Origin of the sequence: Paenibacillus sp. FSL P4-0127 (genome assembly GCF_038007325.1) — a bacterium.
Taxonomy (GTDB): Bacteria; Bacillota; Bacilli; order Paenibacillales; family Paenibacillaceae; genus Fontibacillus; species Fontibacillus macerans.
The window spans coordinates 2561518-2574815 of the sequence record NZ_JBBOWY010000001.1; the positions used below are offsets into that span (position 1 = coordinate 2561518).

Annotated in this window: 9 protein-coding genes and 1 pseudogene; all 10 read left to right on the forward strand. The window is 54.1% G+C overall.

Annotation, left to right across the window (positions count from 1 at the left end):
* The first annotated feature begins 40 nt into the window (after positions 1 to 40).
* Positions 41 to 1471 (forward strand): trigger factor, encoded by a 1431-nt coding sequence (gene tig, locus NYE74_RS11525; protein WP_340929081.1) that lies wholly within the window; start codon positions 41 to 43, stop codon positions 1469 to 1471.
* A 271-nt stretch (positions 1472 to 1742) separates the two neighbouring features.
* The gene (gene clpP / locus NYE74_RS11530; protein WP_036620457.1) at positions 1743 to 2327 is read left to right on the forward strand and encodes an ATP-dependent Clp endopeptidase proteolytic subunit ClpP; all 585 of its coding nucleotides are present in this window, start codon (positions 1743 to 1745) and stop codon (positions 2325 to 2327) included.
* A gap of 19 nt (positions 2328 to 2346) precedes the next feature.
* Positions 2347 to 3603 carry an ATP-dependent protease ATP-binding subunit ClpX gene (gene clpX, locus NYE74_RS11535; RefSeq protein ID WP_328272063.1) on the forward strand — a complete coding sequence of 419 codons (1257 nt, stop codon included), beginning with the start codon at positions 2347 to 2349 and terminating at the stop codon, positions 3601 to 3603.
* 123 nt (positions 3604 to 3726) lie between these two features.
* On the forward strand, positions 3727 to 4848 hold the full coding sequence (ispG, locus tag NYE74_RS11540; RefSeq protein ID WP_326045534.1) for a flavodoxin-dependent (E)-4-hydroxy-3-methylbut-2-enyl-diphosphate synthase: 1122 nt from the start codon (positions 3727 to 3729) through the stop codon (positions 4846 to 4848).
* 406 nt (positions 4849 to 5254) lie between these two features.
* Positions 5255 to 6973 carry an ATP-dependent protease LonB gene (lonB, locus tag NYE74_RS11545; protein ID WP_036620463.1) on the forward strand — a complete coding sequence of 573 codons (1719 nt, stop codon included), beginning with the start codon at positions 5255 to 5257 and terminating at the stop codon, positions 6971 to 6973.
* Positions 6974 to 7112: 139 nt separating this feature from the next.
* Positions 7113 to 9449 carry an endopeptidase La gene (lon, locus tag NYE74_RS11550; RefSeq protein ID WP_340929077.1) on the forward strand — a complete coding sequence of 779 codons (2337 nt, stop codon included), beginning with the start codon at positions 7113 to 7115 and terminating at the stop codon, positions 9447 to 9449.
* A 92-nt stretch (positions 9450 to 9541) separates the two neighbouring features.
* Entirely contained in the window at positions 9542 to 10138 is a 597-nt protein-coding gene (yihA, locus tag NYE74_RS11555; protein WP_340929075.1) for a ribosome biogenesis GTP-binding protein YihA/YsxC, read from the forward strand.
* 172 nt (positions 10139 to 10310) lie between these two features.
* A complete protein-coding gene (locus NYE74_RS11560; protein ID WP_328272059.1) occupies positions 10311 to 10898 on the forward strand; it encodes a non-ribosomal peptide synthetase module in 588 nt (195 codons plus the stop codon).
* 323 nt (positions 10899 to 11221) lie between these two features.
* Positions 11222 to 11620 (forward strand): adenosylmethionine decarboxylase, encoded by a 399-nt coding sequence (speD, locus tag NYE74_RS11565; protein ID WP_036620469.1) that lies wholly within the window; start codon positions 11222 to 11224, stop codon positions 11618 to 11620.
* Between the two features lie 205 nt (positions 11621 to 11825).
* A pseudogene (gene hemA / locus NYE74_RS11570) lies at positions 11826 to 13106 on the forward strand (glutamyl-tRNA reductase); the annotation flags it as partial.
* Between the last annotated feature and the right edge of the window lie 192 nt (positions 13107 to 13298).

Consider the following 13298-nt stretch of genomic DNA (forward strand, 5'->3'; position numbering starts at 1 on the left):
TATTTTAGTATATTGTGAAATTTGGAGGGGAAGGCATAAAATGAAAGCAACCTGGGAAAAGATAGAGAAGAACCTCGGCGTTCTCGAGGTCGAAGTGGAAGCGGAACGTGTAGCCGCCGCACTCGATAAAGCGTTTCAAAAAGTGGTGAAAAGAACGAATGTACCTGGCTTCCGTAAAGGCAAGGTGCCTCGCCCGATCTTTGAAGCACGTTTCGGCGTGGAAAGTCTGTATCAGGACGCTATCGACATTTTGCTTCCTGAAGTATACAGCGAAGCCGTCGATCAAGCGGAGATTTTCCCGGTGGATCGCCCGGAAGTGGACGTTGAGCAGTTTGCCAAAGGGCAGCCGTTCAAGTTTAAAGCGAAAGTGACGGTTAAACCGGAAGTGAAGCTTGGCGATTACAAAGGCGTCGAAGTACCTTCGGTCAACGCGGAAGTTACCGAAGATGAGCTGAACGAAGAGCTTGAGCGTCTGCAACAGCGCCATGCCGAACTGATTGTCATCGACGAAGAAGCTGCGAAGAATGGCGATATCGCTGTTATCGACTTCGAGGGTTTCGTTGACGGCGTTCCGTTTGAAGGCGGCCAGGCAGAGCGTCATTCCCTGGAGCTTGGAAGCAATTCGTTTATCCCTGGCTTCGAGGATCAAGTCGTGGGCATGGCTACCGGCGATTTCAAGGACATTACCGTGACTTTCCCGGAAGCTTACCATACTGAAGAATTGGCCGGCAAGGAAGCTGTATTTAAAGTTAAAGTCCATGAGATCAAACGCAAACAGCTCCCAGAGCTTGACGATGAATTTGCGAAGGATGTCAGCGAATTCGATACGCTGGACGAGTTCAAAGAGGACTTGAAGAAACAGCTGCAAACCCGCAAGGAACAAGAAGCCAAGGGCGCCCGTGAAGCGGCTCTCGTCGACAAAGTCGGCGAAAGTGCGGAAGTGGAAATTCCGGAAGCGATGATTAACAATGAAGTGGAGAACATGTTGCGCGATTTCGACAACCGTCTTCGTTCCCAGGGCATGAATCTGGAGATGTACCTGAGTTTCTCTGGTCAAACGGTTGACGATATGAGAGCGCAAATGAAAGACGACGCTCAAAAACGCGTTCGCAACAATTTGGTGCTGGAGCAAATCGCCAAAGCCGAAGAGATCAAAGTGACGGAAGAAGACGTTGATAAAGAGCTGGCGGAAATGGCCGAAGCTTACAAACGCACGCCGGAAGAAATCCGCAACATTTTGGCGGCCAATCGTTCGCTGGACAGCTTGAATGATGAAATTCTGATCCGCAAGACGATCGATTTCCTGCTGGAGAACAGCAAAGAAGTTCCGGCCGATCAAGCGGAAGCGCCGAAAGCGAAAGAAGGAAGCAAACCGGCAGCCAAGAAAACGGCGAAAAAATCGACGAAGGCGGCCGAATCGAAAGCTGACGCCGACAAAATAGAAGCGGAAGAGGCTAAGGACGAGGAATAGTCTCGCCGCGAGGCGTTCTCGGTTATAGACAGACAAGCCTCCCATGAGATACATCAAGATAAACGTTAGGGCACGTATACAAATGCGTGCCTTAATTTTTCATCATTTACCGATACATTTATTTCCAATTGGCACCGGACAAGCCGGCGGTTATATAATGTGTAGAAATCAACATAAACTGTATCGTGTGAAAAATGACATGAGGCTTTGAACATGGTAGAATGTTTCTGTAAACCGAAAGTGAATCTGAAAAAGAAAAGAGGTTGGTCGCATGAGTCTGGTACCTATGGTCGTAGAACAAACGAATCGGGGAGAACGATCTTACGACATCTATTCAAGACTTCTTAAAGATCGCATCATTTTTCTCAGCAACGCTATTGATGATGAAGTTGCCAATCTCGTGATTGCCCAACTGTTGTTTTTGGCGGCCGAAGACCCTGAGAAAGATATTCACCTGTACATTAATTCGCCGGGTGGTTCTGTCACTGCCGGGATGGGTATATATGATACGATGCAATACATCAAGCCTGACGTGTCCACGATCTGCGTAGGAATGGCTGCGAGCATGGGATCGCTGCTCCTTACGGCCGGGGCGCCTGGCAAACGTTTTGCCCTGCCCAACAGTGAAGTCATGATTCATCAGCCGCTTGGAGGCGTTCGCGGTCAGGCGACGGATATTAAAATTCATGCCGACTGGATTATCAAGACGAGACAGAAGCTCAACCAGATTTATGTGGAGCGGACGGGTCAGCCCCTTGAGAAAATCGAGCGCGATACAGACCGTGACTTCTTCATGAGCGCGGAAGAGGCTAAGGACTACGGGATTATCGACAAGGTCATCACATCAGCCCATTAAATCATAAAGGGGTGTTTACATGTTTAAATTCAATGACGAAAAAGGACAATTGAAATGCTCGTTCTGCGGCAAATCGCAGGAGCAGGTACGCAAGCTTGTAGCCGGACCGGGCGTTTATATATGCGACGAATGCATCGAGCTGTGCACGGAGATCGTGGAGGAGGAGCTCGGGCACGAAGAGGAACTGGACCTCAAGGAAATCCCGAAACCGAAGGAAATCCGCGATATTTTGGACCAGTATGTCATCGGCCAGGAGCAAGCGAAGAAATCGTTGTCCGTAGCGGTTTACAATCATTACAAACGGATCAACACGCAAAGCAAGATCGAAGACGTGGAGCTGCAAAAGAGCAACATCCTGCTGCTCGGGCCGACCGGTTCCGGCAAAACGCTGCTCGCGCAAACGATGGCGAAAATTTTGAACGTTCCGTTCGCGATCGCCGATGCGACGTCCCTGACGGAAGCGGGATACGTCGGCGAAGACGTGGAGAACATTTTGCTGAAGCTGATTCAAGCGGCCGATTATGATGTGGAAAAAGCGGAACGCGGCATCATTTATATCGACGAAATCGATAAAGTGGCGCGCAAATCGGAGAATCCGTCCATTACCCGCGACGTCTCCGGCGAAGGCGTTCAGCAGGCGCTGCTGAAAATTTTGGAGGGCACCGTGGCTTCGGTTCCTCCGCAAGGCGGACGCAAGCATCCGCATCAGGAATTTATCCAAATCGATACGACGAACATTTTGTTCATTTGCGGCGGCGCGTTTGACGGCCTGGAGCAGATGATCAAACGCCGGATCGGCAAAAAAGTGATCGGCTTTAACGCGATGAACGACGGTCAAAAAGAATTGAAGCCGGGCGAATATTTGTCGATGGTGCTGCCGGAGGATTTGCTCAAATTCGGGTTGATCCCGGAATTCGTAGGGCGTTTGCCGGTCATCTCGACGCTCGAGCCGCTGGATGAAAAAACGCTTGTACGGATTTTGTCCGAACCGAAAAACGCGCTGGTCAAACAGTACCAGAAGCTGCTTGAGCTCGACAACGTCAACTTGACGTTTGAGCCCAAAGCGCTTGAGGCGATTGCGCGCGAAGCGATCAAACGCAATACCGGCGCGCGCGGACTTCGCGCCATCATCGAAGGCATTATGCTGGACGTGATGTACGAAGTGCCGTCCCGCGACGATATTGCGGACTGCGTCATCACCGAAAAAGTCGTTGTGGAGAAAACCAGCCCGGAACTGGCCAAGAAGAAAAACAAAAAGCAGGAAGAGAGCGCATAAGGCTGATGCGGCCGGATAGCGCGACAAAATAGATGTCAAGGTTCTCCACCTTTGCGTTAAGGGTCGCTTCTATGAGCGCCCCTTTGCAGGGGTGGAGCTTTGATCGTTTGGGAGAGACCTGAAATGACATTCTTGAGACAAGATACGCGGCCGGTCAAAGTCGGAAACCTGACGATCGGCGGCAGCAACGAAGTCATCATCCAAAGCATGTGCACGACCAAAACGGCGGATGTGGCCGCTACGGTAGCCGAGATCCACCGTTTGGAAGAAGCGGGCTGCCAACTGGTGCGCGTGACGGTGAATAATGAGGAAGCGGCTGCGGCGATCAAGGAAATCAAGAAGCAAATCCACATCCCGCTCGTCGCCGATATCCATTTCAACTACAAGCTGGCGCTTATGGCGATTGAGAACGGTATCGACAAGGTGCGGATCAATCCGGGCAATATCGGCCGCCGCGAGAAGGTGGAGGCCGTGGTGAAGGCCTGCAAGGAGCGGGGGATCCCGATCCGGATCGGCGTCAACGCCGGGTCGTTGGAGAATCACCTGCTGGAGAAATACGGCTATCCGACACCGGAAGCGATGGTGGAAAGCGCCTTGTTCCATATCGGCATTCTGGAGGACTTGGACTTCCACGACATCATCGTGTCGCTTAAAGCCTCCGACGTCCCGATGGCGATCGCGGCTTATACGAAAGCGGCGGAAGTGATTCCTTATCCGCTGCATTTGGGGATCACGGAAGCCGGAACGCTGTTCTCGGGAACCGTGAAGAGCGCGGCCGGCATCGGCGCGCTGCTGTCGATGGGCATCGGCTCGACGCTGCGCATCTCGCTGAGCGCCGATCCGGTGGAGGAAGTGAAGGTCGCCCGCGAACTGCTCAAAACGTTTGGTCTGATTTCCAATGCGGCTACATTGGTGTCCTGCCCGACCTGCGGCCGGCTGGATATCGATCTGTTTTCCATCGCCAACGAAGTGGAAGCCTACATTGCCAATCTGAAGGTTCCGATCAAGGTATCCGTGCTCGGCTGCGCCGTCAACGGACCGGGCGAAGCGCGCGAAGCCGACATCGGCATCGCCGGCGCCCGGGGCGAAGGCCTTTTGTTTCGTTACGGCGAAATGATCCGCAAGGTGCCGGAAGCCGAACTGCTTAACGAATTGAAGAAAGAAATCGATCATATCGTGGAAGTGTACGAAGCGACCGGAGAAATTCCCGGACGCAAAGAACACCGTGCCCGCGTGAAATCATAACAATCCACCCGCAAGCTGCCGATGATAAGGCGGTTTGCGGTTTTTTTGGATATCAGAAAGTATAACTTACGTTTTTCTTATTGGCCAACCTTCATAATAGCGGAACTTTATGTTCTTATTACCCTTAGCCTGGCATGTTCATCCTCATTAGCGGAATTTTTTGTACTTATTTTCTTAAGAATGGTTCAGAACCTGGGCATTTTCCTTGCGACGGGGAAAATAGCGGCATAAACTTCCCCTATTTCTCTCAAATTGACTGATACCTCCGGAATAGCGGCCTTTTTTGCCTCTATATTTTTCAGTGGAGTTTTTCCTTTTTCCAAACTCTCTGCAAAGACCTCGTTTTACCTTGGTGCGAAAAGGCTATACTACCAAGTATCAGTCAAAAGTGAGGGAGGCGTTCGTTATGGATTTAAATCTCATCCTGATGTCCGTTCAAATGTTTTTTGCCGTCGTGATCGGACTCTATTTCTGGAATCAGCTGCGCAGCCAGAAAGGGAACCGGGTGGCGGTGGACCGGGAATCGCGGAAGGAGATGGAGAAGCTGCGCAAGCTGCGGGCCATTTCGCTCACCAAGCCGTTGGCGGAGCGGACGCGTCCGGCCACGATGAACGATATCGTCGGGCAAAAGGACGGACTGCGGGCATTAAAAGCTGCGCTGTGCAGCGCCAATCCGCAGCATGTCATCATCTATGGGCCGCCGGGCGTGGGCAAAACCGCGGCAGCGCGCGTCGTGATGGAAGAGGCGAAAAAAAATCCGGTGTCCCCGTTTAAGAGCGACGCCAAATTCGTGGAAATCGACGCGACGATCGCCCGCTTTGATGAGCGGGGCATCGCCGATCCGTTGATCGGGTCGGTGCACGACCCGATTTATCAAGGGGCCGGAGCGATGGGCGTCGCCGGCATCCCCCAGCCGAAACCGGGGGCCGTAACGAAAGCGCACGGCGGGATTTTGTTCATCGACGAGATCGGCGAACTGCATTCCATCCAGATGAACAAGCTGCTTAAAGTGCTGGAGGACCGCAAGGTGTATCTCGAGAGCGCTTATTACAATTCCGAAGATACGAATACGCCGGCGTATATTCACGATATTTTTCAAAACGGACTGCCCGCGGATTTCCGGCTGGTCGGGGCAACGACAAGATCGCCGCAGGAAATTCCGGCGGCCCTGCGTTCGCGCTGCATGGAAATCTATTTCCGCCCGCTGCTGCCGGAGGAAATCGCCCGGATCGCCGAAGACGCGGTGGGGCGGATCGGCTTTCAGCCTTGTCCCGAAGCCGTGGATGTCATTAAAAAGTACGCGACCAACGGCCGCGAAGCCGTCAATATGGTGCAGCTCGCCGCCGGGCTGGCCTTGACGGAGAAACGCGATCACCTGCTCGCTTCGGATCTGGAGTGGGTGGCCACCAGCAGTCAGCTTGCGCCCCGGCCGGACCGCAAAATCCCCGAGCGTTCGGAAGTTGGCGTCGTCAACGGGCTGGCGGTGTACGGCGCGAATATGGGAACGCTGCTGGAAATCGAAGCGACGGCGGTACCGGCGGAAAAAGGAAGGGGCACCTACAATATCACCGGTATGGTGGACGAAGAGGAAATCGGCGGGGGCAGCCGGACGCTGCGGCGCAAGAGCATGGCCAAGGGATCGGTGGAGAACGTGCTGACCGTTCTGCAGCGCATGGGCTTGCACCCTTCCAATTACGATCTTCATATTAATTTCCCGGGCGGAACGCCGATCGACGGACCGTCCGCGGGCCTCGCCATCGCCACCGCCATCGCCTCGGCGATCAAGCGGGTGCCGGTGAACCATCAGATCGCCATGACCGGCGAGCTGGGAATCCACGGCAAGGTGAAGCCCGTCGGCGGGGTCGTGGCCAAAGTGGAAGCGGCGTTCCAGGCGGGAGCGACGACCGTACTGATCCCGAAGGACAACTGGCAGTCGCTGTTCGAGGGGCTGGAAGGCCTAAGCGTCATCCCCGTCGAGACGGTGGCCGAGGTGTTCCGCCATGTGTTCGGTCCGGAAGCCGAGAAAAACTTGGGATTTTCGACCGGCGGGGAGCTGTTCGCCCCGACTCCGGCGCCCGCGCCGTTTTTGCACGCGGAATCCCCGTCGCAAGGCGGGACGATGTAGGCGCGCGTCCGCGGCTTGCCGGGAATGGCGCTCCGGGGGGCGGCTGCTGCTTAAGCGGCCGCTCCTCGTTGGTGTTTTTATGTAACATTTGCTAAAATAGCAATGATATCTAACGAGAACGTTTGGAGGTGCATAAGCGATGGGACCGCATAAATCAAAAGGCCGGCGCTTTCCTTTGCTACCCTTACGGGGCCTTCTCGTCTACCCGAGCATGGTTCTGCATTTGGACGTGGGCCGCGAGAAATCCGTAAAAGCTCTGGAAAAAGCGATGGTCGAAGATAACCTGATTCTCCTCTGTTCTCAGTCCGAAGTGAACATTGAAGAACCAACGCAAGAAGATATTTTTCGTATCGGGACCGTTGCGAAAGTCCGCCAAATGCTGAAGCTGCCCAATGGCACGATTCGAGTGTTGGTGGAAGGAATGGAGCGCGCCGAAATTATCGAATACCTGGATAATGACGAATATTACGAGGTTATCGCCAAGGAGCGTCCGGAGGAGGAAACGGTCGATCCGGAAATCGACGCGCTGATGCGCACGGTTTTAACCCAATTTGAACATTATATCAATCTGTCCAAGAAGGTCACGCCGGAGACGCTCGCCGCGGTATCGGATATCGAAGAGGCGGGGCGCCTCGCCGATGTGATCACCAGCCACCTGTCCTTGAAGATTAAGGACAAGCAAGAAATTTTGGAAACGATCGATGTCCGGAAACGGCTGGAGAAGCTGCTGGACATTTTGAATAATGAACGCGAAGTGCTTGAACTGGAACGGAAGATCAGCCAACGCGTCAAGAAACAGATGGAGAAGACGCAGAAGGAATACTACTTGCGCGAGCAGATGAAAGCGATCCAAAAGGAGCTTGGCGAGAAAGAAGGCCGGGCCGGAGAGGCCGAGGAACTGCGCGCGCAAATGGAGGAGAAGCGGCTTCCGGAAAAGGTCAGGGAAAAGGCCGAGAAAGAAATCGACCGGCTGGAGAAAATGCCCGCGAGTTCGGCGGAGGGCGGCGTAATCCGCAATTACGTCGATTGGCTGCTGAGCCTGCCGTGGCATGAAAAAACGGAAGACGACCTGGACTTGGCCAAAGCCGAGCAGGTGCTGAACGAGGATCATTACGGGCTGGATAAGCCGAAGGAGCGGGTGCTGGAATATCTGGCCGTGCAAAAGCTCGTCAAAAAGCTTAAGGGTCCCATCCTCTGCCTTGTCGGGCCGCCCGGGGTGGGCAAAACCTCGCTGGCCCGTTCGATCGCCCGTTCGCTAGGGCGTGAGTTCGTCCGCATTTCGCTCGGCGGCGTGCGGGACGAAGCGGAGATCCGCGGCCACCGGCGCACGTATGTCGGCGCCATGCCGGGACGCATCATCCAGGGCATGAAGTCGGCGGGGACGCTGAATCCGGTGTTCCTGCTGGACGAGATCGACAAGATGGCCTCCGATTTTCGCGGCGATCCTTCCGCGGCGCTGCTGGAAGTGCTTGATCCCGAGCAGAACAACACGTTCAGCGATCATTTTATCGAGGTGCCGTTCGACTTGTCGAACGTGATGTTTATTACGACGGCCAACGCGGTGCACAATATTCCGCGCCCGCTGCTCGACCGGATGGAAACGCTGTTCATACCGGGGTATACGGAGCTGGAGAAGCTGCAGATCGCCACCCGCTACCTGCTGCCGAAGCAGAAGAAAGAGCACGGCCTTGCGGCCGAACAGCTGGAAATCGGGGAGGATGCGCTGCTTAAGACGATCCGCGAATACACGCGCGAATCGGGGGTGCGGGGTCTCGAGCAGCAGGTCGCGGCGCTGTGCCGCAAAGCGGCCAAGCAAATCGTGTCCGAGGGCAAGGAGAAGATCGCGATCGGACCCGACGATATCAAAGATTATTTGGGCGTGCCGAAATACCGTTACGGCGTCGCCGAACTGGAGGATCAGATCGGCACGGTCACCGGGCTGGCCTGGACGGAGGTCGGCGGGGAAACGCTGATGATCGAAGTCACGGTCGTTCCGGGCAGCGGCAAGCTGACCTTGACCGGCAAGCTGGGCGACGTTATGAAGGAGTCGGCGCAGGCCGCGTTCAGCTATACCCGCTCCAAAGCGGCGGAGCTCGGCATCCCGCTGGATTTTCACGAGAAAAACGATATCCATATCCATATTCCCGAAGGCGCGATCCCCAAAGACGGCCCGTCGGCCGGGATTACGATCGCCACGGCGCTCATTTCCGCGCTGACGAACCGTCATGTCTCTAAGGACGTGGCCATGACCGGAGAAATTACGCTGCGCGGCCGCGTGCTGCCGATCGGGGGGCTGAAGGAGAAATCGCTGGCCGCCCACCGGGCCGGCTACCGGAAAATCCTGCTTCCCAAAGACAATGAGCGCGATCTGCGGGATATCCCCGAAAGCGTCAAGGAAGAGGTAGAGTTCGTGCCGGTGTCCCACATGGATCAAGTGCTTGAGCACGCCCTTGTGGAGCATCCCGAAGTGCATTAACGCGGCTTAAGATTAAAGATGCTGGGTTGAGATCCTGGGTTATAGATTTAATCCACAGCTTATCACCGCGCTTGTAGAGAGGATTTGGAACGATGAAAGTGACAAAAGCAGAATTTGTGATCAGTGCCGTGGGTCCAAACCAATATCCCGACGACGCCTTGCCGGAAATCGCTCTGGCAGGGCGTTCCAATGTCGGCAAATCATCGCTGATCAACCGCATGATCGGACGTAAAAATTTGGCCCGCACAAGTTCGACTCCCGGAAAAACGCAGCATTTGAATTACTATCGGATCAACGACGGGCTCTATTTCGTGGACGTCCCCGGTTACGGCTACGCCAAAGTATCGAAATCGCAGCGTGAAGCCTGGGGCAAAATGATCGAAAAGTATTTAATGGAGCGGGAAACGCTGAAACTCGTTCTCCTGATCGTCGATATGAGGCATCCGCCTTCCAAGGACGACGAGCTGATGTACGATTGGCTGAAGGCGTACGAGCTCCCGGTTTGCGTTGTGGCCACCAAAGCGGACAAGGTGCCGAAAACGCGCTGGCCGAAGCATCTGAAAATCATTAAGGAAGCGCTGGTCCTGCGGGCGGGCGATCCCGTCATCCTGTTCTCTTCGGAGGAAGGCACCGGGAAAGATGAGCTGTGGGGGCTGATAAACAAATCAACGGATATGGAAGGGATTTGAAGCAGTTTCCGCAGGAAAGTGAGCATGAAGCGGGATTTTTACGGTTAAAAACGGCTGAATCCGGTTTTTTCTGAAAAATGGCGTGAATTCACGTTTTGGCCGCTGAGCAAACCCTTTTGATCGTAGTGTATAATTATGATAAAGCGATTGTAAAAGAATTGAGGAGATTTTTATGGCTCAGCGGTTAGCCACAGAGTATGTTAACGCCAGTTTGCGTTTGTCGGAAGTTCAGATGTCGCAGTTTATTCACAAAGTGTACGATCCTCATGTGCGCCAGCGGGTGAAGGTGCTCGAAAACGGCGGGCAAGAGGTGGTGCTGGAGGATGACGGCGGGGAGGAAGTGCATCTGCCTTTTGACCGTAAAGACGGATATTACGTCTGTGAATTGTCTTTCCGCTTGGAACAACCCCATCTCACGAACGTGATGAGACTGCTGTTCGCGGCTTTCAAAGGCAGCGGTATGGTAACGAGAATTTATAATGGATTCATGATGATGTATTATTATCAGGAAGGCCGAGTTCGCAAAATCGTCGAATATTCCCGGGATTCCTACAAGCTTGTTTTTGAACTCAAGGATACGGCGGGAGAGCTGGCGCGCATCTATCGCAGCAATGAGGCGGAGATCGAGATCGACCGAATCCGCAGGAATATCAACGCTTTGCTGGATGCCCGCTTTATCGCGCAGGACGCGGGGGAAGTGGAGCGGATCGACGCGGAATTGCGGGACTGCTCCCGGAGATTGTTTGTGCTGGAGGCTTGAATTTTTTCGATTCGCCGGTGCGGCGGCAAGTCACCCTTGATCTGAAAACGGCATAAAGTACTAGGGAAAGCTACCCGGATTAATGGGTAGCTTTTTCTCAGGTAAGGGCGGGGAGGAGGGAGCGCGGCGCTTTTTTTAAAAAAAGGTTGCAATTGTCCCCGGGAGATGTTATTTTTAATCTCGTTGAAAAGAATATAGGAACCAGGATTCACTCAGGACATGGAGATGTTGCGAGAGATTTTTCCCTCGGGAAGTGAATGACGTAGGTCCTAGCGGATGAAATTTTTCCAAACATTTTATTCCTAGGAAGGGGGAACCGGAAGATGGAACATTCAACTTTCGGAAGACACGTTGCTGCTGATGTTTGGGGAGTCGACTTCGATGTACTGAACAACGCGGATCTCCTCGAAGCTCATTTGGTGGAAGCCGCCGAAGCTTGCGGAGCCACGGTGCTGTCCATACAATCGAGACAGTTCGAACCACAAGGCGCTACGGTGCTTGTGATGCTGTCGGAGAGCCATCTCTCGATCCATACGTATCCTGAGAGAGGGTTTGCCGCCATCGATTGCTACACTTGCGGAGAAATGGTGGAGCCCGGGTTGGCCGTCGATTACCTGGTGTCCGTTTTGCAACCGGAGAAAATTTACGCAAAGCAGCTGGTTCGCGGGCTGGGCGAACTGGAAGTCGAAGATTCGCCTGCCAAAAAAGCGGAATTTGCGTAATCCATCATAGATTTTGGAAATATGGGAAAAATAAGATAACCATGGAACAATTCCATGGTTATTTGTTTTGTTATCGCCGACTTCATAAATAATTCATAAAAAACTCACGGAAATGAACGAGTTATGGACGTCCTCTGTGATATAATTAACATAGTTTGTTTACGGTTGGTGATTGAACATCAAAAAGAAGGCAGGTGAACTTGCAATGCACATTGTCGTAGTCGGGTTAAACTATCGTACGGCGCCTGTGGAAGTCAGAGAACGCTTCTCCTTCGCGGAGAAAGACATGCCGCAAGCGCTGCAGGAGCTCTTACGCACCAAAAGTGTATTGGAAGGCGTTATTATCGCGACCTGCAATCGGACGGAAATTTATGTGGTGGTCGATCGACTGCACATGTGCGGGTATTTTATCCGCAGCTTTATGGAACGCTGGTTTGGGGTTCCGCGCGAAGAATTTACCCGCCATTTATATATGTATGAGGATGAACAAGCCGTACGCCATCTGTTCCGGGTCGCCTGCGGCCTGGATTCGATGGTGCTGGGCGAAACGCAGATCCTTGGCCAGGTTAAAAGCGCGTTTTTGCTGTCGCAGCGCGAGAAGGGGACGGGGACCTGGTTCAACATGCTGTTTAAGCAAGCCGTGACGCTCGGGAAACGCGCCCATTCGGAAACCGCCATCGGCGAAAGCGCCGTTTCCATCAGCTATGCGGCGGTGGAACTGGGCAAACGGATCTTCGGCAGCTTTAGCGGCAAGCGGGTGCTGATCCTCGGCGCCGGCAAAATGAGCGAGCTGACCGCGAAGCACTTAAGCGGGGGCGGAGCGGACGAAGTTATCGTCGCCAACCGGACCTATGCCCGCGCCCAGGAGCTCGCCGCCAAGTTTGACGGCACGCCGTGCACGATGCAGGAAGCGATGGAGCGGCTGGCGGACGTGGATATTCTGATCAGCTCGACCGGAGCGGAAGGATACGTGATCACGTCGGCGCAGGTCGCGCGCAGCATGAAGCGGCGCCCGGACCGTCCTCTCTTTATGATCGATATCGCGGTGCCGCGGGATATCGAGCCGGAGATCGGCGAGCTTGAGAACGTGTTTTTGTATGATATCGACGATCTGGAGGGTATCGTGGAGAACAACTTGGAGATGCGCCGGGCCGAAGCGGTGAAAATCGATAAGATGATCGAAGAGGAAATGCAGGTGTTTGCGAACTGGCTGCAAACGCTTGGCGTCAAACCGGTGATCCGCGCCCTGCAGGAAAAGGCCGCCCATATTCATGAAAGCACGCTGGACAGTATGTTTAATAAGCTGCCTGAGCTGGATGAGCGCCAGCGCAAGGTGATCCGGCGGCTGACCAAAAGCATCCTGAACCAGATGATGCATGATCCGATCAACCGGATCAAGGAAATGGCCGGCGGGAAACAGGGGGCCGAAGCGCTGGAGATGTTTACGCAGATCTTTGCGCTTGAGAAGCATCTGGAAGCGGGCGCGGCCGCGCCGCGCCGTCGGGAGAGGAAAGCGCCGCCTCCCTTGAAAACGAAGATGCCGCGCCGACCGAAGCGCCTATTGTGCGCGAAGCCGAACTTCCTTTGGCGAAGGTGCCGGTTTAACATTTGCATAAGGGAGAGAAACGGCCCTCGGGAATGCCCTGAGCCCTCTGCTTGGTTTTTCGAATTGCATGGC